Origin of the sequence: Mesorhizobium opportunistum WSM2075 (assembly GCF_000176035.2) — a bacterium.
GTDB lineage: Bacteria > Pseudomonadota > Alphaproteobacteria > Rhizobiales > Rhizobiaceae > Mesorhizobium > Mesorhizobium opportunistum.
Window position 1 is genome coordinate 6,283,809 of record NC_015675.1, and the last position, 20,642, is coordinate 6,304,450.

Sequence of the window (20,642 nt, forward strand, 5' to 3'; positions counted from 1 at the left end):
TTTGATGGCGCAGTGTCTCTGAAGTAATCCACGTCCGAATGAGACGCGATGTAGCCTGCTGTTGCTCGGGAGAAAGCTCTTCCATGGTCGGCCCGCACGGTTAGCACCGAGCCAAACCTTTGGTGACCTTAATGGTTCCCGAAGAACAGGACTGCCTGAAGAGATTGGAGCAGCAGCTACTCCGCCGCCACCGATTGGAAAAGATCATCGCCGCGAAGGCCTGTTTTGTAACGTGCAATCAGGCGTTCCGCAGCCGTCGTAGCTTCAGGGCTTTCGCGGTCCATCCCGCGCACCTCACAGAGCATATCGAACAGCCCCTGGAGGAGGGACAGTTCCTAATCGTGCAGGTCGAAGAGAACGCCCTTTCCAGTTCTTGCAGCTATTTGGACCACCTTTTCACACAGTGGGTTGTCGTTGCCCAATTCGTCCAGCTCGTCCTTAAGGTCAGGGCGCTTCGTTCGGATAAACGCGACGGCCTTCTTAAGGGAGACGATTTCGCCCTGAATGGCCTGGTCTATGGCTTGCTGTATGACGTCGTCGGACTTCAACAAGCGTTCCATCCGCGTGACCTCCCAATCCCCTCTCAGCGACAATATTGGGAGGACCTGCTGAAAAACCAAATCACATTATGGGATCGGAATATTTGGTAAAAAAATCTGAGCGGCTGATCGGATAACTGGCCCGCGCCTAGACCCCCCGTCCCCTCTCGATCCACCACACACGGGGCGGCGAGGTCGCAACCAAGCCCCACACTTCTCCTTACGTCGAGGCATTCCAGGGCGGGATGTTCAAGGCATTCCAGGGCGGGATGTTCAAGGCATTCCAGTCGCGACGATTATGACGAGGCCGATGGATACCAAGAGGAGGACGACGATCATGACGATCTCAACGACGCTTCCGCCATTGCCAAGTTTGTTGTCTTCCATCTCGCGTTCCTGTTTGCGCAAAGATATCCTGTCCCAGATCCCTGTTGGTACGAGACATTAGGAGACGTTCAGATGGACCTCATTGTGACCCTGGACAGCCGGCAAGAGGCTGCCCTTCAAGCCGTCGCCGAGAAAAATTCGTTGCCGTACACAAGGGCGACTTGATGAAGGCCCTCAAGGAAATGATCATCCTCAACGGGCACCTTCAGGACCGCCTTGACGCGATCACTGCACCACGCCGCGCGACACGCTAGGAGGGACCGCAATGGCCACGATGCACCTAGACGCTGAATCGAAAGCGGAATTGCACTTCGAAGCGGAGAAGCTTATCGCCCGCTACGAAAGCCCTCTTGAGACCGTGAAGGCGCTTATGGCCCACAACTGCGAGCTTGAGACCCAAATCATTGCCCTCGCTCACAGGTATCCGGGGCTCGTGGCGATCAGCTTTGACCCTACACCGCCTGTGTTGGGATGAAAGTGGCGTCGCTCAATGCATGACCTTATCGCTTTCATTGGAAGCAACTCTGCGCTGGTAGTGGCCAACCCGGCAGCCTTTGCCACGTTTGCCGTGCTGTTCGCAGGCGGTGGGTTTGCTGTCGAGCGGTATTTGCTGACTGAGCGCATCGCCAATCTGGAAAGCAGAATTGCCAGACGGCGCTCTTTCCCAATGAGCCTGAGCCCTCACCTCTCATCGGGGCTTGGCCGAACGGAAAGATTGCATATCAGATAATTTGTTCCCACAGCAGAAAGCACCGAAGTTGATCGTCGTCACCGCCTTCGACCGCGATGAGACTGGGGACCTTCAGCCCGTTTTTGGGCCTGCCGAACGGCAGACGGAGGATCGGGCGATTAGGACCGCGAAGGGTCTAGCGGGGAAGCATACCGGCGTCATTGCGTGGTCGCGTGATGCCAACCCTTCGCTTGGTGAATACGGGGAGCCGACGACCCTCTTTATCGGCGGCGACGTGCCGGACATGGAGTAAACTTTCTCTCTTTACACTGGCATAGTAGCAACGCCCTGAAATGCGCATTGCTTTTTGAGGCCTCCCTGATAAAAATGTTAAAGGGGCTTAGGGGGGAATTATGACAGAACAATTAGGGCCAAAGTCTACGCTGCCTAGCGCGGCAGGAGAAATTTCGAACTCAGTTTCCAACGTTCCGCCGCATCCTTTGGATGGTTCTTGGCATCTGAACATTGAGGCTCAGAATTATGGTCCCTACACCGGCCATGAACTTCGCAGTTTCGCGAAGGAGGGACGAATAACTGAGAATACACAGGTAGTCCCCGTCGGCGGGACGGCTTGGAAGGCTGCCAAAGACCATGTTCTCGGTATTCGAACACGTTAGAGTTACACCCCTACCACCTGCTCGGACAAATTCGGACAGCCGGGTCAGTGCTGCCGAGGGTGCCACCATTGTCCAAGTGACAAACAACATCGGACCTCAGCCGGGCTATGCGTTGCGAGTGTCCTCCTGGACGGCACCGCAGCCAACAAATCGGCTGGCGTTGCGCTCATCCTATCGCTTCTCATCTGCGGTCTCGGGCAATTCTACAACGGCCAGATAGGTAAGGGCATTCTCATGTTTGTCCTCACAATAGCGCTCTGGTTTGTCTTTCTGGGATGGATCATTATGATTTGGTCTGCAGTCGACGCTTACAAGACTGCAAAAGCGATGAACCTCCGCTATCACATGCTTCTCGCCGGGGCCTCGCCGATCTCCACGAGAGGTTGATGTGGCTTCGGATCATAGGAATTTGAGGTCCGCAACAGGCTCGTGCCCGTCTTGCTTTGGCGAAACCCTTGGCGGGGTCAGCACCTGTCCGACTTGTGGCGCAGTCCTATCGTTGGAATTGGCGGTTCAGGATGCCAAGCAGGCGGGATTGAAGAGGCTGTCTCCAATCTTGGCTAGCATTAGAAGCGATCCGGTTTCGATGTTGGCATGGGTCCTGAGCATCATTCCATTTCTTGTGGTACCGCCGACGCTTGCAATTTTGGTAGCGCTCTACACCAACAAATCCGACAACGAGCAGAGGAGATGGCTTTATGCGGTGGCCGCGCTCAACATTTGCCTGAGCCTGTACTTCTGGTCATGGGCCGGCGATTACGTCATGGATACGAGGTTATCGATACTCGACTGGCTATGGTCGGTTTGGGCACCTCACCCGCGAGCGCCGAGCGTCGGCGTTTGAGGCCTAATTTGGGGGCATGGAATGGATTTCGCTGGCGATTTCATTCGAATTTACTTTTTCGTCAACATCATCGTCTCCATCCTCGTGGTACTCTGGATGATCATGATCCTTTCCCGCTTGGGCGAGATCCGGGATTTCCTCTCATCTGTGGACCGGCAGCTCGCTGGCGGCATGAGTGGACAAGCAACAGCAAGTCCAGGCTCGGCGGATGCCCAATTGGGAAAGCCCCAGACGCAGGGATTGCCACCCCATGTCAAAGCGACCTTCAACTATCAAGGCATGAAGATAGAAGAGACGACAGGCGGGGGCTACATCCTCCATAGCTCAGATGGGTTTGAGCACTTCAATAGTCGCGACGAGCTTCAGAACTTTCTGACGAAGCGATACCCCTCCACCAAATAGTGGGCTGTTTTGAAGGGTCCCTAGCCGGCCTTTCATGCTTGACGTTAGGGCAATGCGAGCATCCGCTCTTCCTTGGCCGCCGCCTCGAACGCCCTACGGGCATCCTGAGGGGGCACATACCTTCAATTGCGGCCATACAGGTTCCCACCGCCTGTCGCCACCTAGGGCCACGCTTGGTCCACTTCAGGAGCTGCTCGGCAACCTCGACGTGGAAGGTCTTGGCGCAACAAATCTGATGGCCTTGATGAAGCCATCCTCAATGGACGGCGAGGAGGTAGGTCAACACCCGATGCAGGACTTGCGTAGGGGTTGCCGTTGCGCTTTCCATCCAGCCTAAGCATAGTCGGGCGAGTAGGCCAGATCGATGGTCGGCCCTATTCAGCTTCGCCGACAGAAGCGGAGCTCAGCAGTCCATCGAAAAGTTGATTGCTCCAAGCTCGGCGCTCACTGAGCAGGCCCTCATACCGCTGGCACTTCCAAGAGATGAGATCGCGGGACATCTCGTCTAGCGACAGAGCGTCTCTCAATCCAAATTCCTGAATTGCGCTCATTCGGCCAGAGGGCGACACCGCGCCCCAAATCAGAATTGCGCCAGCGAAAGGCGTCTTCTGTTTGCAAACCCATGCCTGCAAGTCTTCCGAGGGCCGAGCTGACCGCAGGAAAACGTTGAAAGCCGGCTTTCTGTGATGCTTGAGCTGCTCGGCGTTCGTCAGAATGAAGTATCGGAAGCTTTGGTACTCGATCTCGCACTTCATTTCGGCAACGTACACCGCGTCGGTCTTCCGTTCTCGCAGGGTGAAGTCCAGCGTGTAGCCCCGATCGGTGGTGCTTGTTTTTATCGTAGGGCGCCCGATGTCTTGATAAGGCGATCGCTCGTCATCACACCAAAGCGAGACAATCTTCTCGGAGAATATGCCGAACATTCGCGACAAAAACTTCGCCCGTTCAGCTTCCTCCCGGCCGTCGGGCTTGAAGATCGCGCTCAGCAACTGGCTCATGAATGCAAGGCCGATCCAACGGGTTGTGACCAAGCGCAAGCAAGAGCACCATTCCGTGCCCTGCTCAAGTTCATAGTGACCTGGCCGTTCACAAGAACCGTCCAGATCGTTCACACGTGCATAACCCCAATAGGCTGTGGCAGTCACGGCTGGACTTCAACCGCCGTTAGTCGCATTCTTCCCTTGGGGAGAGAGGGGTATGGGCCTCCAAGGGCAAAAGGCTTCTCAGCCTAGGAGAAGGCGCAGACGTTCGCTGCTGGAGCAGCGGGCGCTAATTCCGGTTCTGCTGTACGGTGTTTCCGCTGCAAGCTACTTCATCCCGCAAAGTGAGCAGCATCCCCTTCCGACTGTGCATCGGCTAGGCGGCTCCAGCGCGGCGGATGGCTGCAACATCAAAGGCAATATCAGCGTCGAGACAGGCGAGCGCATCTATCACCTGCCTGGTCAGCGATATTACAACGAGACCATCGTCAATCCTGCCAAAGGCGAGCGCTGGTTTTGCTCTCAATGGGAAGCCTGGTGGGCAGGGTGGCGAAAATCCAAGGTGTAAGCATTCCCCTACGACTGGGTGGCCTCGCAACCAACCCCGCCGCCGCCCGTTGACCTATGCTGGTTGATCCCAGCTACTATAGACCCTGCCCGCTTCCGAAAGGTGGCGGGCTTTTTCGTGCATTAGTGGAACCTGATATGCCGAGGTAGGTGAGCAAGCGGCAGCGTGCCCGCTGCCGGTCGAGGCCCCAAGCCCCGGCCGGGTCCGCCCCTGCCCGCCAGTGGGGGCGGACCCACTGAAGCTCAATTTTTGGAGATCGAGGGAACCTGTCTGCGAAACCGAAGTTCGATTCAAAGCTTGGTTTACAGCCGAGCGGTCTCGAGGCAGGGGCCCGTCATTGCTGATCGGTGACGGGCCTTCGCCGTGCCGATCGATCCCCGAGCGGGGCCGCCTCAAGCACCCGACTAAAGTCCGATGCCGAAGCGCAAAGGTCCGGCCTCTGAAACAACACGGCCTCTTCGACATCGGGAATGTGACCGTCGATCATCGTCTCCTCATCGTCGGTTGGTTGATTGCCCGCCACGACCCCCTTGGTGTGGCGGGCACCCATTCACGGAGAGTGTATGCAGCCTGGTGATATCATTGCGAACGCGTTTACAGCCGGGTTGGTCATCGTGTTGGTGGCAGTCGTGTTCCTGATTTTCGGGGCGCCGCTCTGGCCTGAACGAACGTCCGGATGATAATCATCCCGCCCGTCCATCGGATGACCACCGCCGCCATCAACAAAGCGGAGCCCGACCTTTCAACCAAGTTTGATTTGAGCATTGTGCGGCCAAGACCGCTTACCGATGAAGGGGCATGAGGGTTGCCGAGGACAAGTTATTGAAGCTACGGTCGCTCCTCATCGTTCCTCGCCACCGATCCCCATCGTCGGAAGCTTGGCGTATTTGTCGAACAATGCCAATTTCTTCGGATAGGTGAGGTGTGTGAGGTGATGGCAACCGGAGCAATGATGTTGAGCGGCAGACTTAAACCAGCGCCCCGGCTTGACAAAACCCAATCCGCATTCCGAGCATCGGAATTCCATCTCAACTGAATGCAGGCTCTCAGAGAGAGGCATCTTGTCCTTCCTACAGCCGCTTGAACTCGGCAAGTCCAAGACGTATCCGCTGGCCTTCCGCGTAGGACAGGGCGAACGATTCCAAATCGAATGAGCGGGTAAGCTCTTCGTCGTCGGCCACTATGCGGACGAACCATTCTCCGCCGGCCTCGGCCACCTCGACCCGAGGGGGCGCCATGTTCGTATTCGCGCTTTCCATCGCAGCCTCCCAAGAAAGCAATGGTAATCGAAATCATTAAATCCGCATAGTCGGGGCCGCAGGGCGGGTACGAAACGTTCAGTCGTCGTTTGCTCAAGAAGGTGCGCGTTATTCGACGACGACAAGGAGCGGCTTGTGCTTTGGCTGCTCGTGCCAAATCACCTGCCGCAAGTCGCGCATGTCGACCTGCTGTCCACACGTCGGGCAGGTATAGAAGTTGTCGTCCTCATCGGCTGGCTGGCCGCCGTGCTGCTTGCCGGGAATGGGTGGTCCAATGTCGGATAGCTTCGCCATAGCTGCCAAACATCCAATTCGCCTAAAATGTTCCGGAACCATTTTAGCGCATGCTAAATTGAATCCCAGTTTTGCGGGTCAGCTCATGCGTCTGAAGTTCATCCGGCCAATGTTTCCCACGCTTGTCGAGGTGCCGCCGACAGGGGACAACTGGATTCACGGAATCAAGTACGATGGCTATCGGACGCAAATCACAATCGAGAACGGCACGGCCCGAGCGATCACGCGAAGGGGCTACGACTGGTCATCGACGTACAAGACGATTGTCGAGGCGGCGGCAACCCTTTCCCCAATTCGGCAATCATCGACGGCGAGGCAATCGTCCTCAATGGGAAAGGCGTGTCGGATTTCCATTCGCTTCGGTCCGCGATGCGATGGGCGCCGGATCGGATCATCTTCGTCGCCTTCGATCTGCTGTATCTGGACGGGGTCAACCTGCGCCCCGCACCTTTGCTGGAACGTCGGGAAAAGCTGCTCGGCCTCGTCGGGCCTGCCAGGGGCGCGATCCAGTACAGCCATCATGTGCATGGCGGCGGGGCCGACTTCTACGCCGCGGTTGATCCGCATGGGCCTTGAGGGCATGGTGTCGAAGCGGCCGGACAGTGTCTATCGGTCAGGCGATACCGAAGTGTGGCTGAAAACGAAATGCTACGAGGAAGTCGACTTTGAGGTTGCCGGCGTGCAGCGCAAGCCGGGATCGGCCCCACTCGCCTTGATGGCGACCCGCGATGCAGAACGCCGCTATGTCGGATCGGCAAACATCGCCCTGACCAAAGCCATGCGCGAACGCCTGTGGGCCAAGGTGCAGGAGGGGAAAGGCACGCCACCGAAGGGAGCCGACAAACCAGACGCCGAATGGATCAAACCTGGCCTTGTCGGACGTGTGAAAACCCTTAAGCGCGAAGACAAATTGCGCCATGCGACGTTGAGAACGATCCGCGAGGCGAAACCATGATACCGCAGCCCGAATCGCCCCCTGTGGCAATCGAGCCCACTGGCGAACTCGCAGGCTTGAAGCTCGTCCGAATGGCCATTGAGCAGGTATGCCCGCCCGGTGTGCTGCCGTCTGAGAAATGGGTGACGGGCTACTATGGCCCAGAGCCGATCTATGAAGGCGAGGCATTGGCCAAGGCGATCATTGAGACCGTGGAGCGCCTGACGAAGTAAGCCCGCCGCTGAGGACACAATTACAGCGGCGGGCCTTGCACTTGCACCAGAGCTTGGATTTGAGGAGGGGAATCTCAACCAAGCACATTTCCAACTTCGATTTCAGAAACAGGTTCCAGCCCTACGAAAAAGATTAATCGCGGGTGGCCCGCCACCGGGTCTCGGAGCCAGTGGCGGGCCTTGCTTGGCTGTTTCAAGGAGATTTCCTTACCAAGCGCATTCCGAACTTCGACTGCGGACGCATGTTCCTCCCAGGTCGGTGCAAGAGTTTATGCGCCCGGTGGCAATCGACGCATTGCCAAGGGACCCCCAACAGGTCAACAGACCTTAAATCGGCTTTCCAGCGCGCAACATGGCCCGCGCAATTGCGAGTTGCGTTTCCAGCCTGGCGTTCTCTTTCTGAGCCTTATTGTCGGCAGCTATGAGCCGTTTCAGCGCCCGCAATGTCTCGCCTCGCGTCCATCCCGCCTCCAGCATGCAATCGACAATCACCTGAAAGCCTGGCTCCATGGCCTCCTGGCAGTCGATGGCTCGGTCCTGATAATCGTCCTGTCGCTTGGGCGGATTGACCATATCTGATTCTCAGTTGGCGGGGCCTTTGGGCTTTTTCTCGGACGTAGATCCGTCGAGGAGATCGAGAAATGAGTGCAACGCCTTCACCATCATCCGAGCGCCGTTTTCGCTCAGGGTGAAGGATCGCTTCCCCTCGGCAGTCAACAGCCCGACCAGGCAGACCTCGGGATTATCGCGGTCATCGATTTCGATTGTGACGCCCGAGACCGCTGGCAGCATTACGTCCTTTGGCTTCTTCGGCATCACCACAACCTTGACTCGTTCTCACTCCGTTCCCATTTTGGGCGGGCCTCGATCCTTGTCAATGAGACGACCCTAAATGTGTGGACGCGTTTTTGTAAAATCGACCATCCCGGACATGGTACGGCGCTTCGAGTTCGCGCACCCTGGCGACGTTGAGCGTTTGGGCAACGGGTTCCCGGTCTGGAATGGCGCGCCCAGCCTGACCTATCCAATCATTGTACGTGAAGAGCTTTCCACGAGCATGGCCGGTTTCGTTTCTGCGAAGTGGGGGCTGGTTCCCGGCTGGGCGCGCGATGGCGGCGGGCGGCCACCGCCTGTCAATGCGCGGTGCGAGACGATTGCCAGCAACGGCATGTTCCGAAAAGCATACGCCGCGCGCCGTTGCCTGGTGCCCGTCGACGGCTATTTCGAATGGCAAAAGCTCGATGTTTCGGGCAAGAAAAAGCAGCCTTACGCTATCGCAATGAAGGATGACGAGCCTTTTGCCATGGCTGGAGTATGGGAAGAATATGCCGACAAGGCCACCGGCGAGTTGATCCGGACCTTCGCTGTCGTCACCTGCGAGCCTAATACGTTGATGGCGACGATCCATGATCGCATGCCGGTTATTCTGGCGCCTGCCGATTACATGCGCTGGCTCGGACCGGAACTGGATCCACGCGACCTTATGAAGCCATATCCTTCGGAACTGATGAAGATGTGGCCGATTGACAGGAAGGTCGGAAGCCCGCGAAACAACACGCCGGACATCATTGACGAAATTGGTGTGGGACCAAACGACCTTTTCGACGTTTGAGCCTTTACACTGAACGGTCGCGGTAGGAATATTGTCCTCAGGTGGGCGACTCTCAAAAGGTGTCGCAATGGCTAGGTCAAAACCCTCAAAGCAGTTATCACAGGCTGAAATCGAGCGCTTCCTGGTGGCAGCGGAAGCGCTGCACCTAAGCATCATCAAGCCGTTCATATCGCCACATTGCGACCACTACAGGCAGACGCGCGTCCTGCATGAGGTGCTGTTGAAGGCCGTGCGGGACGTCACCGGGAAAGAGGTCGAGTTCATCCGGTGGAACACCACTGGACCGATGCTGCCCCCTAAGGCTGGGTAAGCGCCTGGCGGCCGGGGATCGATCAGGCCGAACCCGCAGAACTGACAATGCCCGCGATGCGGATAGCGACGGCATCAAGTCCGCCGTCGTAAATTCTCGTGAGGACGTGTTCCGCAGTTTCAGCCCTTTGGCCAGTGCAACCGCGAAGGTCGCCACCGCCCAACCTTGCCGGCCTGTTGGCGACGCAATCCCAAACTCCCCACAATCCGTCGCGCTCAACATGACAATAGAATCTGTGCTTGTGATTTTCCACGCAAAGTAAACCCCCCCGCATCCCCATTGGGGTCCAATCTATCCAGGAAGGTGGTTAATGGGCCCGCATTTGCCGATCGCACTGTAGGCTGGCCGCAGTGGTCCGTCGCCGCACGGTGGACTCCTCACTGCACCGGCCATTCTCCACGACACCAGCGCGCGTCAGACGGCTGCCGATGCGGAATCGGCGAGATGCGGGAACAGAGTTCAGACGCCGACGTTTTTTCCCCAGGTCACGCGATTTTGCGCGTGTAGAACTAACGGAGGTAAAAATGAGCATCAAAATGCTTACGATGGGCGCGATGGCGCTCGCAGTGATGACGGGCTCAGCGCTGGCTGGCAGCAGCACCACTTCCGCGCTCGATGATCCTGCAAAGATGTCACCTTTCTTCACGGATGCCGGCATGAAAACCTTGAGGTCGGAAGCGGATTTCAAGACCGCATGGATGTCCATGAAACCGGATGAACAAAAGGCGGTGCTGAAAGACTGCGGCGACACCACGCTCAACAAGTCGCACGCTGATTTCTGTGCCATGGCCAAGAAGATGGGCGGCTGAGAATAACCGCTCTAGGCATTGTTCCCGAAACGTATTTGGCCCGTCCCTTAGGCACGGGCCTTTTCTGCGGGCCATTCCCTTGCGAGCCATGTTGCTAAGCGCTCCCGTCGGTCTCGCTTTCCTCGTCAATCATCCGGACTGGCAGATAGGCATTCGTTTCTAGCCACTCCCTCAGCACGATCTGAATGATACCGGCCGATGTTCATCTCGGCGGCGAGGGAGTTCAATGCGTCCTGTGTTGCTGGCTCTGGCGGGAGGCCGGCGACGTTCCGGAGGAACATGGCAACAAGTGCCGCCTGATCCCGGAAAAAATAAAGCATATCTGGACAATGCCCCAGGACGTCAAATTGAGGGCCTGGCCTTGGAAGGAAAGGATCGTCTCAGAAGATCAACGTTGCCATTGAGGTGACACGCCGATGCTGCGTGTCGCCGCCAGTTTAGCGCGGTCCTCCGAAGTTGCCATCGATATCCCCCATCGTCTCATCCGAGAAAAGAGTGGCAGACCTGCATGCCGAGGATCGTCGACGGCTACGAATTGCAAGAGAGCAACCGCGCCAAGCCATCCCAATTAAGACGCTCGTGAAATGACCGGTGCAGTGACTCAACGATTGCGCGACCTCGACCCGGAAACGAACGTCTGGCCTCGACAGCAAGGAGCGTGAGGCCCTCATCTGGGCTGGTTCAACCCGGCACAGGCTTTTGACGCAAGAACGGACGGCAACTCGGAAACGCGGCTCCATTCATAGGGCCGGCGATCCCGCACTTATGCAACGCCCTACCTCATCGGACGTTCACTAAGCTAGAGGCGGGATTTGCGATTGAGTTCGATCGGCCCGCCCCTAGGAGGCCTGCGCGGCATATCTTCGTAACGCGATCACCCAGATACACCGCTGGGCGGTAGACGCTTTGCGGAAGCGGAAACACAAATAACCCTAAAGAAAGACTTCCTGGCATTCATGTACCCGGTTCAATTTACCGAACTAGTCCGACCTCGATCACCAATCGCCTGTCCGAGCAGCGCTGTCACATGCGAGCGAGTTATTCTGGCCGAAGAGTTGGTGCAGTTCCCACACCTGCCAGCTAGACCTAGACGGCCCTCTTGTTACCCCAGAGCAGAACATGCAGCTGCGGCAATACGCGGGCTTCGAACCATCTGTCTTGCGTCACCTTTTCGATCAGCCACTCCATGCGCCTCATGATTCCGGCAAGGTCGACAGCTGCGTCTTCCTCGCCACGGCGCGGTGGCGTGTGATTGCCGGGTTGCAGATAGACCGGGAGACTTGGAAATCGGGCGGCGGCGTCTTTGGCGAAGGCGTAGTCACTCTCGTCGAAAATGACGAGCTTGAGCACGACTTGCGGCTTCTCCCGCGCCGCTTCGATGCAAGCCTCGAATGCAACCCAATCGGTCCTCATTTCGCTCGACGGCGGCTTTGGGCTGAGGACCAGTACGTCAAGCTCGGCAAACCAGTCCTTGGCCACCGAAGCTTGGGTTTCCAGCGCGAAGCGGTAACCTTCAGCATGGCCCCGCTCGATTAGGCCGCCGAAGGGCTGAATGGCGGGGTTGCCGCCCGACAGGGACACCATAACTGGCCGGGCGCCGGAAAGCGCAACCACGCTTTGCCACACCGCATCCACTGGCATCATCTTCCATTCATGGCGGAATTGGTTGTCAACCGCATGGAGGCTGTCGCACCAGGAACAGCGGTAGTCACACCCGCCGGTTCTGATGAAGACCGTCGGCAAACCGATGAGCACGCCCTCGCCCTGGATCGTCGGCCCGAATATCTCGCTGACCCGAATTGCGGGCCGCGTGTCGGTCACGGCCGGTACTCCGCCCAGGTTTTAGGGGTTTCGCTCACCCTCACGGCGGCGGTTTCCGGCAGCCGTGCCTTGCACCATTCATAGAAATGCCTGGCCAGGTATTCCGCTGTGACCTGCTCATGCGCGAGCGCGTCGTTGAGGTGCCGGTGGTCCAAGCTCTCGTCGATATAGTGTTTGAGCGGCGCCAGATCGTGATAGTCGCGCACGAAGCCGTGCGAGTTCAGCTCCTTGGCCGAAAGCTCCACTACGACGATGTAGTTATGCCCGTGCAGTCGCGCGCACTGGTGCTCGGGTGGCAAGGAGGTGAGCTGATGCGAGGCCGAGAAGTGGAATTCCTTGGTAATGCGGAACATCAGGCGCTCCGCCTCCGTAGCGCCTCAAGCCAGAAATCGGTGTCCTCATAGTCGGTCGGGTCGGCGTGCTGCGCCAGCTGAAACGCTTCGCGCCGCTCGACGCAGGTCCCGCACCGTCCGCAGTGACGTTCGCCGCCCTTGTAGCAGGACCAGGTCTGCGCAAATGGGGTCCCGTGCCTTGCTCCATCGCCGACGATGTCCGCCTTGGTGAGGTTCACATAAGGCGTATAAAGACGGATCTGCGCGTCTCCGTCGAGCGCTCGGTCCTGCATCGTCTGGAAAGCCTCGATGAAGGCCGGACGGCAGTCTGGATAGATGAAATGGTCTCCGCCGTGAGCGGCCATCCCCACCGCTTCGAGCTGCTGCGCGGCGGCGAGTCCGAAGGCGATGGCCAGCATGATGGCGTTTCGGTTCGGCACCACCGTGATCTTCATGGTGTCTTCGGCGTAGTGGCCGTCCGGCACGTCGACACCATCGGTCAGCGCGGAGCCGCAAAGGCCGCGGCCGATTTGGCGGATGTCGATGATCTGATGCGCAATGTCCAATCGCTGTGCGCACAGCGTGGCGAATTTCAGTTCTTTACTGTGCCGCTGGCCGTAGTCGAAGGACAGCAGCCCGGCGAGTTCGTGCTCCGCTGCCACTTTGTGGGCAAGGGAAACTGAGTCCAATCCGCCGGAGCAGATGACGAGAGTCTTCATCGTGGTATCCTTGTTTTGACCGGGTAAGGCTGCGACCGGAGATTTCTCTGCGCTCCCCCTAGCCCAGCCAGTCAACTTTGTGAACCCTGTGGCGCTGACTTGCCGGGTGCGGCAGGGTTCGCGACAGCGCGGAGCCTCCTCAGGGGCGGTGGGCGTGCCCCTCGCTTCCGGATCAGTCCGAATCGGACAGCACGATGGGCGGCAGAACCCCGGTTAGGATCGGTCGTCAGCCGACATCTGTGAACAAGCCGCATGCGTTGTTGCAATCACCCCTCTACTACCCGCAATTGCCGACATGGCCTCGCAGGAACTGGATTGGGCGATTTTCCAGATGGCGGTCGAAAGCGTCCGCTCACTCACATCAAGTTTCAGCGAAAGAGCCGCGGAGATAGCGGCGAGGAGCCAGGGCACATTGGTTTTCGACGTGCGGGTCGACGATGACCCGCAGGTGCAGCGCATCGCCGCCATCCGCTATCGAGGCGAACAAACTGGCGTGGTCGCGTTGGACAGGCAGGGCCTTCTTACCCACTATTGCATGGTGAATGACACGTTCTCAGATCTGATGGCGCCTTTGGAGAACTGGACAAGCATACCTCTCTCGGCACAGGCAAAGATCGATGTCACCGTTGATGCCGGTTTCTTCCTCGCCGCCCTACGAAATGCCGGTCATCTGCTTGGCAGTTAGTGTGACTGGAATGCATACTGCATCCCGCGAACGCGGCCGCGAGCGGCGCCCCAGCAAGGCCCTCCGGGCGCGTATGCCGACGGCCCAGGGAGAGCGCGACCCATCTGCTGCTCGCTTGGTCATATCCTGGGCACACCTGGCCCGTGGCGCAAACGCCAGGTTCCAACAATACGAAATCGAGAGACCTGTTTCCGGCAACAGACGGGGAAAACCGGCCTTCCACCATTCAGGCAGCGTCCAGTATGTCCGGCTCCGCCTCAAGAATTCCGGCGGGTAGGGACAGCGATTTTGCGATGCGATCCCGATAACCCTTGTTGTATCTCAGACCGGACTCAATGTTGAGAATTTCCTCAGCGGCAAGCCCGCACGCCACTGCCAGGTCCTCGACGGAATATCCAAGGTGCTCACGATAAGCACGGATGATGTGGGTCCCCGCCGACATGGCCGTCAACACCGGCTCGGGAATGCGTGAATCTTTCATAAACACCTCGAAGAAGAGCAAGATGCCCGGCACCTCGGGAGAGTTCCTCCGGACACGGACAGGCAACAAACTGACGCAAATTTTCAGCCTGGAAGGTCTCGTGCATGGGCACCTTAGACCGGCGGCCGGAGGCGGTATATGGTGGTTCAACTGGGTCCGATCAAGTCGGAAAAAACTGACTGGCGCGATATGGTGTGATCGACTGTACCGACCATGTCCGCGCCACCCAGGCTGATTACCACCGACCTTCTCGAGCAGGAATTCGGCTTGCTCAACCCTGGATCCGGTGGTCCTGCCGTCTTGCTAGCCATCTCAAAGGGGCCGCCCTGGCCAGGGGAATGGGCAACCGAGAGTCCGCCCGAGTAACCCGAGCTTATCGCTGCCATAGACGAGGAGGATGCCGCCGAGGCCGAGCCAGCCACTGACGGCCTATCCACGCCATGGATGATCATCATCCATACAATCACTTTGGCCACCCATTGCCGAATGCGTTACTCGGGCCTCGCTACAGACCTCCCGAAGGCAAGGATGAGAATTGGCCACTTTCACAATCGTCATCCCTTTTTATCAGACAAAAGCGGGCATTCTTCGCCGGTCGCTACAGAGCGTATTCGAGCAGACATATCGGGACTTTGAGGTTCTGGTTATTGACGATGAGTCCCCTCTTCCGGCTGAGGTCGAGATGGAAGCGCTTGACGCCGATCAGAGATCGCGCATCACGGTCATAAGGCAGGCCAACGCCGGCCCTGGTGGCGCTCGCAACACCGGGCTTGAGAACACTTCGCCTTTGACGCGTTTCGTCGCTTTCCTCGATTCAGACGATACGTGGCTGCCACATCATCTGAACAACGCTTTTGAGAGCATGTTGTGCTTCGGAGGGGACTGTTACTGGGCCTCAATTGAGGCGAGCGAAGAGTTCCATTACCACCTCGCAATATCCGAACTCGCAGAGGCGGACGGGGTGCTTCGATTGGGGGAGCAGCCGCTGGTCATCGAAATTCCAGACCTTGCGAGCGCAATGCTGAAGGACTGGAGCTTTCTCCATCTCTCTGGAATGGTGATCGGCCCTACCATCTTCAAAAAAATCCGTTTCGACGCCACTCTTCGGCGCGCCGCGGAGGACGTGCTTTTCTTCTGCGATACAATCCTCGCCTCTCGGCGCAGCCTGCTCTGCGGTGATCCGGGCGTCGTGCGCGGCTTGGGCGTCAATATCTTTCACAGCATCGACCGCACATCGCGCCACTTCCTGCAGCAGCAATTCAACACCTGGGCAGCGCTCGACGCGCTCGAAGCTTGTTTTGCCCGACGGCCAGAGGAAGTTGAGTCAATCGCCACCTCCAAGGGCAGAGCGCGTCGCCAGGCTTTGGAGCCAGGCCGGACTTCTTCGTCGCGGCAAAGTGCCAAACGTCGGCCTGCTCGCGCGTTGGGCGTGGCGTGACCCTGAGTTGCTACTGACACTGAGGGAACTCGGGACAGCTAAGTTTGCGGAGGCGAAATGACTCCATATCATTGGGAATCGAGCCACGGCAATTTTGGTGACGACCTCAATCTCTGGCTATGGGACTTTCTGTTGCCTGGATTCCGGGAGGTGCGCCAACAAACAATGCTCGTGGGCGTCGGCACTGTCCTGAATTCGGGCCTGCTTCCACGCGGTGTGCACAAGCTGGTTGTGGGAAGCGGCTGGGGCTACGGCACACCGCCCGACATCAGCAACAGCCGGGAATGGGATCTCCGCTGTGTGCGAGGTCCGAAAACAGCCGAACGGCTCGGGCTTGCTGTCGAACGGGGCATCGTTGATCCGGCCGTCATGGTTGCTGAGATGCCGGAATTCCAGCAACTGCCGAAACGATACAAGAAGACCTTCATTCCACACTGGGAATCCGCCGAACACGGCATGTGGCAAGCCGTCTGCGAGATGGCCGGACTCACGTATCTGGACCCACGCGGTGACGCAAAGGCGGTCATCCGCGATATTGCGCAATCGGAGCTAATCATCGCGGAATCCATGCACGGCGCGATTATCGCCGATGCCTTTCGGGTCCCTTGGATCGCGGTAGCCACATCGGCCTCCATCAATGACTTCAAATGGAACGACTGGGCAATGAGTGTCGGCGCGACCTACAAGCCCCACGTGATACCCGTGTCCTCGCGGGGGGAAGCGTCGGCGAAAGGCAAGCCCTTTTGGGGTGTCACACCAAACGGCAGCCTCCCGAAGCCAGTGTTGGTTGGCCCAACCCCAGGGCGACGCCCCACGCGCCCGGAGAGGCCCCAGTCCTTGCTGCGGTCGATGGTCAAAAAATTCTTGGCCGCACCCTCGGCAGCAGGTCTGTTCAAAGCGAGCCGCCGGGAACCGCAGCTTAGTCCCGATGGCTCGCTAGACGGCTTGAAGAGTCGCTTGGGTGAGGTTCTGAACGGAATCCGCAAAGACTATCTTTAAGCAACGGGACGCTCGAGCAAATGTTGAAAATCAGCGTGGGGTGGTGCTCGCGGCCAGACGAGGTCGCGCGATTGAACGGACACGCGATGACAAGTCCGCGAGCAGTGACTCGGGCCGAAAATTCCGAAATGCGTGGTGAAACAGCGAGAAGTGCGTTGGCGTCCCCGCACGTCACTGCATTGTGGCGCGAGGAAGCTTTGATCGTATCCACGTCGAGACAGGCGCGGTGCCGGGCAGTTGCGCATAGAGGACACCGATAGAATGGGGCTGCAGCCGAGAGTTCTGGATTTGCCAGTTGGGCTCAGTCATGAGTATCGCTGACCGCCTGGTAGCGGGAAGTCTCTGGGTCACTCTCTCAAGAATAATCGTCAACGGGCTCTCAATGCTGGGCACCATTGTCCTGGCCAGGTATCTTTTGCCTTCGGACTTTGGCGTGGTGGCGCTTGCGACGACATTGTTGGCCGTGGTGACCTCAATCACCGATCTTTCACTGAGTGAAGCGCTTATCCGTCATGAAGACCCCAGGGAATCCCATTTCAGCGCCGCATGGACCTTGGGTGCGACGCGAGGCCTCATACTGTGCATCTTCTTCGCCGCGTTCGCCTATCCCGCGTCCCTCATCTATAACGAGCCGCGCCTGTTCGGCGTCTTGCTCGCTTTGAGCCTCAGTCTTGCCATGAGCGGACTGGTGAACCCGCGAAAAATCATTCTTCAGCGCGAACTGATCTTCAGGCAAGAGTTCGTGTTGAGCGTTGCCCAGAGAGTGGCCGGTTTCGTAGCCGCGATCGGCGTTGTGATCATCTACCAGAGTTACTGGGCGCTTGTGGTCGGCACTTTGGTGATGCAGGCGACAAATGTTGTGACGTCCTACCTCGTCATGCCGTTCCGTCCGCGCGTAACTTTCTCCCACATGCGAGAGTTTTTTTCGTTTTCGGCCTGGATTACTGCCGGACAGATCGTGAATACGCTCAACTGGCGTTTCGACTACCTGCTCATAGGAAAGCTGTTAGACAGGTCCGCCATTGGCTATTATTCGCTGGGTGGGCAGCTTGCGATGATGGCCACCCGTGAAGCCACTGCGCCACTGACAGCAACCATCTATCCGGCGTTCGCCAATGTGCGCCATGATGCTCAGCGTCTGGCGGCGGCCTATTCGCGAACGCAGGCCCTGCTGACAGCGGCTGCCCTGCCCGCCGGCATAGGGATGGCTGTGATAGCAGATCCCCTGGTGAGACTGGTGCTCGGCGAAAAATGGCTTCCCGCTATTTTCATCATCCAGGCGCTCGCCTCAGTTTACGCCCTGCAAACATTGGGTTCTCTCAACCAGCCCCTTGGCATGGCGCTGGGGCAGACCCGGACCCTGTTCGTGCGTGATACACAGATGCTTCTTGTCCGCATACCGGTGATTTCGATCGGTTTGGTGTGCTGGGGGCTACCGGGGCTGATATTCAGCCGGGTGCTCACCGGTCTGTTCAGCGCTGTCGTCAACATGGTGGTGGTGGAGCGGCTCATCAATGTCTCGGTCAGGGCGCAGTTGTTGGCGAATTTCAGGGCGCTCGCCAGCTCGGCCGTTCTGGCCGCAGGTGTAACGCTCGCCGATCATTACATCAGCGTTCAGACCACGCAGACCGGCTTGGTTCTCCAACTCGCCGTCCTCATCTGCCTCGGCGGAACTCTCTATTGCGGTTTCAGTCTCTTTCTCTGGATCGTTATGGGCCGTCCGGATGGGCCAGAAACCGAAGTGAGAAAGCTCGCTTTCAAGGCGCTGTCCAAAGTCAGCCACGCGTGATCTCCAGCTCGTCAATTCAAAAGAGAGGTACGATGCCAGGTGCTCAGGAACTAGAACTCATTGCTGCGCTGCAGGACATAACGCATGATTGCCTAAAGATGTTCGTCAGGCCCGATGAGCCGATAGCGATACTGGATTTTCCCGACATCAAGAACTGTGGCGACTCGGCAATATGGCTGGGGGAGATTGCCTATTTGAAGGATCGTTACGCAAAGCGGCCTTCCTATGTCTGCACGACGGACGATTTTTCCCATGATGAACTCAAGGGGATGGCTCCGAGTGGGCCGATATTTATCCATGGGGGCGGCAATTTCGGCGACTTATGGGTATCTCACCAGGACTTCCGGGAACATATAATGGAGTTGTTTCCCGACCGGCAGATCGTCCAGTTTCCGCAATCGATCCATTACAGCTCTCCGGAACGGCTTGAGCAAAGCAGACGCGCCATTGGCCGACATAAGAACTTCGTGCTGCTGGTGCGCGACGAGGAATCCCTTCTGTTCGCCCAGGAAAAGTTCGATTGCCAAGTGCATCTCTGCCCCGACATGGCTTTTTGCATCGGCAGCGTGCAGCCTGATGCGCCCCGCTTCCCGGTGCTCGCGATGCTTCGCCAGGACAAGGAGCAGGTCGGAGCGGTCGATTTCTCTGCCTACCCCCATATCCCAAGGGAGGACTGGATCACCGAGCGCCACTCGAGGGTGCGCGTTGCAAAAGCGCTCGGTGCGGCATCTGCTTTGCTGCACCTCAGCCCCTCAGAAGTGCGGTTGCGCAAACTGAATGCCGCGGCCAACAACCGCTTTCGACGCGGCATCCGGCAGATTTCCCGTGGCAAGGCCATCCTTACGGATCGCCTGCATGTGCACATCTGTTCGATTCTCATAGCGCGCCCCCACGCGGTGCTGGACAACAACTACGGAAAAATTCGCCGGTTCATGAACGCTTTTTCGGGGGGTACCGATCTATCCTACAAGGCAATGTCGATCGACGACGGCATTAGATGGGCAAGAGAACAGGCGGTTGGCACAGTCAACGACTGGAGACTGTCATGACTGCCGTAACGTTCATTGTGCCTGTCAGGCATCAGGATAACGCGCGTGATTGGGGCCTCCTGAAGAGGAACCTCGCCCAAACCGTCACATCCATTGCCAATCAAACCAACCCCGATTGGCGAGGCATAGTGGTTGCGAATGAAGGGGCCGATCTTCCTGTCATGCCCGATAAGTTCTCGGTGGTCTGGGTGAGCTTTCCACCGAACGATATTCATGAGCGAGGCGATGCGACTGAGAACGACTTTCTGGATTCATTCCGCGCCGACAAAGGCCGCCGTGTTCTTGCCGGCATGCTCAATGCCGCTGGCAGCCGCTTCTTCATGATCGTTGACGACGACGATTTGGTAAGCTCTCGTATCGTGCAGTATGCTTCTAAGCATCCGAACGAAAACGGCTGGAGGATTGACAAGGGGTATCTCTGGGACGATGGCGGCAATGTTCTGCTCTGTCGTGACCAGTTCAGTCACTATTGCGGAACATCGCTGATCATTCGTTCGGATCTGTACGGGCTGCCGGCAAAAATCGAAGATGCCCCCATCGAATGGATCAAAGATACGCTTGGCAGCCACGTCCGTATAGCACCAGTTCTGGCCAAGCGCGGAACTCCCTTGAATTGCTTACCGTTCCGGGGTGCTGTGTACCGTGTTGCAAACAAGGGGTCGCACAGTAAGACTCCGAGCCTCATGCAGATGTATTTCGTAAGCAGAAGCGCTCTGCAGCGTCCCTTCCGTGTCGCGAGGAATCTCGCCGGGTTGCGTCTGTTGTCAGCTCGCCACAGGAAAGAGTTCTTCGGACGACCAGAATAGACGGG

General features: G+C 57.9%; 28 protein-coding genes and 1 pseudogene. 20 read left to right on the forward strand and 9 right to left on the reverse strand.

Annotation, left to right across the window (positions count from 1 at the left end; all coding sequences use genetic code 11):
• The first annotated feature begins 131 nt into the window (after nucleotides 1-131).
• From MESOP_RS35980 to MESOP_RS30265, 7 genes are all read left to right on the forward strand, one after another.
• On the forward strand, nucleotides 132-650 hold the full coding sequence (locus MESOP_RS35980) for a hypothetical protein (protein WP_041163530.1): 519 nt from the start codon (nucleotides 132-134) through the stop codon (nucleotides 648-650).
• A 541-nt stretch (nucleotides 651-1,191) separates the two neighbouring features.
• Nucleotides 1,192-1,401 carry a hypothetical protein gene (locus tag MESOP_RS30245; RefSeq protein WP_013533291.1) on the forward strand — a complete coding sequence of 70 codons (210 nt, stop codon included), beginning with the start codon at nucleotides 1,192-1,194 and terminating at the stop codon, nucleotides 1,399-1,401.
• 15 nt (nucleotides 1,402-1,416) lie between these two features.
• Nucleotides 1,417-1,656, forward strand: coding sequence for a hypothetical protein (locus MESOP_RS30250; protein ID WP_041163531.1), 240 nt, complete (start codon nucleotides 1,417-1,419; stop codon nucleotides 1,654-1,656).
• Entirely contained in the window at nucleotides 1,646-1,909 is a 264-nt protein-coding gene (locus MESOP_RS30255) for a hypothetical protein (protein WP_041163917.1), read from the forward strand. The genes MESOP_RS30250 and MESOP_RS30255 overlap by 11 nt, the downstream gene beginning before the upstream one ends.
• Before the next feature lie 100 nt (nucleotides 1,910-2,009).
• Nucleotides 2,010-2,273, forward strand: coding sequence for a DUF4339 domain-containing protein (locus tag MESOP_RS36825; RefSeq protein WP_085984565.1), 264 nt, complete (start codon nucleotides 2,010-2,012; stop codon nucleotides 2,271-2,273).
• A gap of 499 nt (nucleotides 2,274-2,772) precedes the next feature.
• Nucleotides 2,773-3,117 carry a hypothetical protein gene (locus tag MESOP_RS30260; protein WP_224688052.1) on the forward strand — a complete coding sequence of 115 codons (345 nt, stop codon included), beginning with the start codon at nucleotides 2,773-2,775 and terminating at the stop codon, nucleotides 3,115-3,117.
• 21 nt (nucleotides 3,118-3,138) lie between these two features.
• Entirely contained in the window at nucleotides 3,139-3,519 is a 381-nt protein-coding gene (locus MESOP_RS30265; protein WP_013533294.1) for a hypothetical protein, read from the forward strand.
• Between the two features lie 374 nt (nucleotides 3,520-3,893).
• Here the strand turns inward: MESOP_RS30265 and MESOP_RS30270 are convergent, their stop codons facing one another.
• Entirely contained in the window at nucleotides 3,894-4,664 is a 771-nt protein-coding gene (locus MESOP_RS30270) for a hypothetical protein (RefSeq protein WP_245265016.1), read from the reverse strand.
• 52 nt (nucleotides 4,665-4,716) lie between these two features.
• Between MESOP_RS30270 and MESOP_RS30275 the strand changes: the two genes are divergently transcribed.
• Nucleotides 4,717-5,067, forward strand: a complete 351-nt coding sequence (locus MESOP_RS30275; RefSeq protein ID WP_013533296.1) for a sunset domain-containing protein — start codon at nucleotides 4,717-4,719, stop codon at nucleotides 5,065-5,067.
• 1,070 nt (nucleotides 5,068-6,137) lie between these two features.
• Here MESOP_RS30275 and MESOP_RS30285 read toward each other — a convergent pair.
• Complete coding sequence (locus MESOP_RS30285) at nucleotides 6,138-6,326, reverse strand: hypothetical protein (RefSeq protein ID WP_013533298.1); 189 nt, start codon at nucleotides 6,324-6,326, stop codon at nucleotides 6,138-6,140.
• Between the two features lie 108 nt (nucleotides 6,327-6,434).
• Nucleotides 6,435-6,620 carry a hypothetical protein gene (locus MESOP_RS30290; RefSeq protein ID WP_013533299.1) on the reverse strand — a complete coding sequence of 62 codons (186 nt, stop codon included), beginning with the start codon at nucleotides 6,618-6,620 and terminating at the stop codon, nucleotides 6,435-6,437.
• 339 nt (nucleotides 6,621-6,959) lie between these two features.
• Here MESOP_RS30290 and MESOP_RS36685 point away from each other — a divergent pair, with 339 nt between their 5' ends.
• The 3 genes from MESOP_RS36685 (at nucleotide 6,960) to MESOP_RS30300 (ending at nucleotide 7,787) form a co-directional block, all read left to right on the forward strand.
• Nucleotides 6,960-7,196, forward strand: a complete 237-nt coding sequence (locus tag MESOP_RS36685; protein WP_338048490.1) for a DNA ligase-like domain-containing protein — start codon at nucleotides 6,960-6,962, stop codon at nucleotides 7,194-7,196.
• Nucleotides 7,186-7,575 (forward strand): ATP dependent DNA ligase, encoded by a 390-nt coding sequence (locus MESOP_RS36690; RefSeq protein ID WP_342447417.1) that lies wholly within the window; start codon nucleotides 7,186-7,188, stop codon nucleotides 7,573-7,575. Before MESOP_RS36685 ends, MESOP_RS36690 begins: the two co-directional genes overlap by 11 nt.
• Nucleotides 7,576-7,646: 71 nt before the next feature.
• Nucleotides 7,647-7,787, forward strand: coding sequence for a hypothetical protein (locus MESOP_RS30300; protein WP_245265018.1), 141 nt, complete (start codon nucleotides 7,647-7,649; stop codon nucleotides 7,785-7,787).
• Nucleotides 7,788-8,114: 327 nt separating this feature from the next.
• On the opposite strand, the gene MESOP_RS30305 is transcribed toward MESOP_RS30300, so the two are convergent.
• Nucleotides 8,115-8,360 (reverse strand): hypothetical protein, encoded by a 246-nt coding sequence (locus MESOP_RS30305; RefSeq protein WP_013533301.1) that lies wholly within the window; start codon nucleotides 8,358-8,360, stop codon nucleotides 8,115-8,117.
• A gap of 9 nt (nucleotides 8,361-8,369) precedes the next feature.
• Nucleotides 8,370-8,603 (reverse strand): hypothetical protein, encoded by a 234-nt coding sequence (locus tag MESOP_RS30310; protein ID WP_013533302.1) that lies wholly within the window; start codon nucleotides 8,601-8,603, stop codon nucleotides 8,370-8,372.
• A 76-nt stretch (nucleotides 8,604-8,679) separates the two neighbouring features.
• Between MESOP_RS30310 and MESOP_RS30315 the strand changes: the two genes are divergently transcribed.
• The 3 genes from MESOP_RS30315 (at nucleotide 8,680) to MESOP_RS30325 (ending at nucleotide 10,518) form a co-directional block, all read left to right on the forward strand.
• Nucleotides 8,680-9,399, forward strand: a complete 720-nt coding sequence (locus tag MESOP_RS30315; RefSeq protein ID WP_013533303.1) for an SOS response-associated peptidase — start codon at nucleotides 8,680-8,682, stop codon at nucleotides 9,397-9,399.
• Nucleotides 9,400-9,466: 67 nt separating this feature from the next.
• A complete protein-coding gene (locus tag MESOP_RS30320; RefSeq protein ID WP_013533304.1) occupies nucleotides 9,467-9,709 on the forward strand; it encodes a hypothetical protein in 243 nt (80 codons plus the stop codon).
• Nucleotides 9,710-10,233: 524 nt separating this feature from the next.
• Nucleotides 10,234-10,518, forward strand: a complete 285-nt coding sequence (locus tag MESOP_RS30325) for a hypothetical protein (RefSeq protein ID WP_013525246.1) — start codon at nucleotides 10,234-10,236, stop codon at nucleotides 10,516-10,518.
• Nucleotides 10,519-11,604: 1,086 nt separating this feature from the next.
• Here MESOP_RS30325 and queE read toward each other — a convergent pair.
• The 3 genes from queE to queC are packed head-to-tail and all read right to left on the reverse strand — an operon-like array spanning nucleotide 11,605 to nucleotide 13,390.
• The gene (gene queE, locus MESOP_RS30330) at nucleotides 11,605-12,339 is read right to left on the reverse strand and encodes a 7-carboxy-7-deazaguanine synthase QueE (RefSeq protein WP_013533305.1); all 735 of its coding nucleotides are present in this window, start codon (nucleotides 12,337-12,339) and stop codon (nucleotides 11,605-11,607) included.
• Entirely contained in the window at nucleotides 12,336-12,692 is a 357-nt protein-coding gene (queD, locus tag MESOP_RS30335) for a 6-carboxytetrahydropterin synthase QueD (RefSeq protein WP_013533306.1), read from the reverse strand. The genes queE and queD overlap by 4 nt, the downstream gene beginning before the upstream one ends.
• Nucleotides 12,692-13,390: a 7-cyano-7-deazaguanine synthase QueC gene (gene queC / locus MESOP_RS30340; protein WP_013533307.1), complete on the reverse strand. Its 699-nt coding sequence runs from the start codon at nucleotides 13,388-13,390 to the stop codon at nucleotides 12,692-12,694. Before queC ends, queD begins: the two co-directional genes overlap by 1 nt.
• A gap of 295 nt (nucleotides 13,391-13,685) precedes the next feature.
• Here queC and MESOP_RS30345 point away from each other — a divergent pair, with 295 nt between their 5' ends.
• Nucleotides 13,686-14,075 (forward strand): hypothetical protein, encoded by a 390-nt coding sequence (locus tag MESOP_RS30345; RefSeq protein ID WP_013533308.1) that lies wholly within the window; start codon nucleotides 13,686-13,688, stop codon nucleotides 14,073-14,075.
• 226 nt (nucleotides 14,076-14,301) lie between these two features.
• Here MESOP_RS30345 and MESOP_RS30350 read toward each other — a convergent pair whose 3' ends face one another.
• A complete protein-coding gene (locus MESOP_RS30350; RefSeq protein ID WP_013897108.1) occupies nucleotides 14,302-14,589 on the reverse strand; it encodes a helix-turn-helix domain-containing protein in 288 nt (95 codons plus the stop codon).
• 502 nt (nucleotides 14,590-15,091) lie between these two features.
• Here MESOP_RS30350 and MESOP_RS30355 point away from each other — a divergent pair.
• From MESOP_RS30355 to MESOP_RS30375, 5 genes and pseudogenes are all read left to right on the forward strand, one after another.
• A pseudogene (locus MESOP_RS30355) lies at nucleotides 15,092-16,055 on the forward strand (glycosyltransferase family A protein).
• Nucleotides 16,052-16,993, forward strand: coding sequence for a polysaccharide pyruvyl transferase family protein (locus MESOP_RS30360; RefSeq protein ID WP_013533310.1), 942 nt, complete (start codon nucleotides 16,052-16,054; stop codon nucleotides 16,991-16,993). The pseudogene MESOP_RS30355 and the gene MESOP_RS30360 overlap by 4 nt, the downstream one beginning before the upstream one ends.
• Nucleotides 16,994-17,300: 307 nt before the next feature.
• Nucleotides 17,301-18,782: a lipopolysaccharide biosynthesis protein gene (locus MESOP_RS30365; protein WP_013533311.1), complete on the forward strand. Its 1,482-nt coding sequence runs from the start codon at nucleotides 17,301-17,303 to the stop codon at nucleotides 18,780-18,782.
• Nucleotides 18,783-18,814: 32 nt separating this feature from the next.
• A complete protein-coding gene (locus MESOP_RS30370) occupies nucleotides 18,815-19,831 on the forward strand; it encodes a polysaccharide pyruvyl transferase family protein (protein WP_013533312.1) in 1,017 nt (338 codons plus the stop codon).
• Nucleotides 19,828-20,637, forward strand: coding sequence for a galactosyl transferase (locus MESOP_RS30375; RefSeq protein WP_013533313.1), 810 nt, complete (start codon nucleotides 19,828-19,830; stop codon nucleotides 20,635-20,637). The genes MESOP_RS30370 and MESOP_RS30375 overlap by 4 nt, the downstream gene beginning before the upstream one ends.
• Nucleotides 20,638-20,642 lie beyond the last annotated feature (5 nt).

Coding starts and splice junctions, on each gene's coding strand:
- MESOP_RS30365 (WP_013533311.1), top strand. CDS start 17,301: ATGAGTATCGCTGACCGCCTGGTAGCGGGAAGTCTCTGGGTCACTCTC.
- MESOP_RS30320 (WP_013533304.1), top strand. CDS start 9,467: ATGGCTAGGTCAAAACCCTCAAAGCAGTTATCACAGGCTGAAATCGAG.
- queD (WP_013533306.1), bottom strand. CDS start 12,692: ATGTTCCGCATTACCAAGGAATTCCACTTCTCGGCCTCGCATCAGCTC.
- MESOP_RS30310 (WP_013533302.1), bottom strand. CDS start 8,603: ATGCCGAAGAAGCCAAAGGACGTAATGCTGCCAGCGGTCTCGGGCGTC.
- MESOP_RS30325 (WP_013525246.1), top strand. CDS start 10,234: ATGAGCATCAAAATGCTTACGATGGGCGCGATGGCGCTCGCAGTGATG.
- MESOP_RS30245 (WP_013533291.1), top strand. CDS start 1,192: ATGGCCACGATGCACCTAGACGCTGAATCGAAAGCGGAATTGCACTTC.
- MESOP_RS35980 (WP_041163530.1), top strand. CDS start 132: ATGGTTCCCGAAGAACAGGACTGCCTGAAGAGATTGGAGCAGCAGCTA.
- MESOP_RS30305 (WP_013533301.1), bottom strand. CDS start 8,360: ATGGTCAATCCGCCCAAGCGACAGGACGATTATCAGGACCGAGCCATC.
- MESOP_RS30375 (WP_013533313.1), top strand. CDS start 19,828: ATGACTGCCGTAACGTTCATTGTGCCTGTCAGGCATCAGGATAACGCG.
- MESOP_RS30300 (WP_245265018.1), top strand. CDS start 7,647: ATGGCCATTGAGCAGGTATGCCCGCCCGGTGTGCTGCCGTCTGAGAAA.
- MESOP_RS30285 (WP_013533298.1), bottom strand. CDS start 6,326: ATGGAAAGCGCGAATACGAACATGGCGCCCCCTCGGGTCGAGGTGGCC.
- MESOP_RS30370 (WP_013533312.1), top strand. CDS start 18,815: ATGCCAGGTGCTCAGGAACTAGAACTCATTGCTGCGCTGCAGGACATA.
- MESOP_RS30265 (WP_013533294.1), top strand. CDS start 3,139: ATGGATTTCGCTGGCGATTTCATTCGAATTTACTTTTTCGTCAACATC.
- queC (WP_013533307.1), bottom strand. CDS start 13,390: ATGAAGACTCTCGTCATCTGCTCCGGCGGATTGGACTCAGTTTCCCTT.
- MESOP_RS36825 (WP_085984565.1), top strand. CDS start 2,010: ATGACAGAACAATTAGGGCCAAAGTCTACGCTGCCTAGCGCGGCAGGA.
- MESOP_RS30290 (WP_013533299.1), bottom strand. CDS start 6,620: ATGGCGAAGCTATCCGACATTGGACCACCCATTCCCGGCAAGCAGCAC.
- MESOP_RS30250 (WP_041163531.1), top strand. CDS start 1,417: ATGCATGACCTTATCGCTTTCATTGGAAGCAACTCTGCGCTGGTAGTG.
- MESOP_RS30315 (WP_013533303.1), top strand. CDS start 8,680: ATGTGTGGACGCGTTTTTGTAAAATCGACCATCCCGGACATGGTACGG.
- MESOP_RS30275 (WP_013533296.1), top strand. CDS start 4,717: ATGGGCCTCCAAGGGCAAAAGGCTTCTCAGCCTAGGAGAAGGCGCAGA.
- MESOP_RS36690 (WP_342447417.1), top strand. CDS start 7,186: ATGGGCCTTGAGGGCATGGTGTCGAAGCGGCCGGACAGTGTCTATCGG.
- MESOP_RS30360 (WP_013533310.1), top strand. CDS start 16,052: ATGACTCCATATCATTGGGAATCGAGCCACGGCAATTTTGGTGACGAC.
- MESOP_RS30345 (WP_013533308.1), top strand. CDS start 13,686: ATGGCCTCGCAGGAACTGGATTGGGCGATTTTCCAGATGGCGGTCGAA.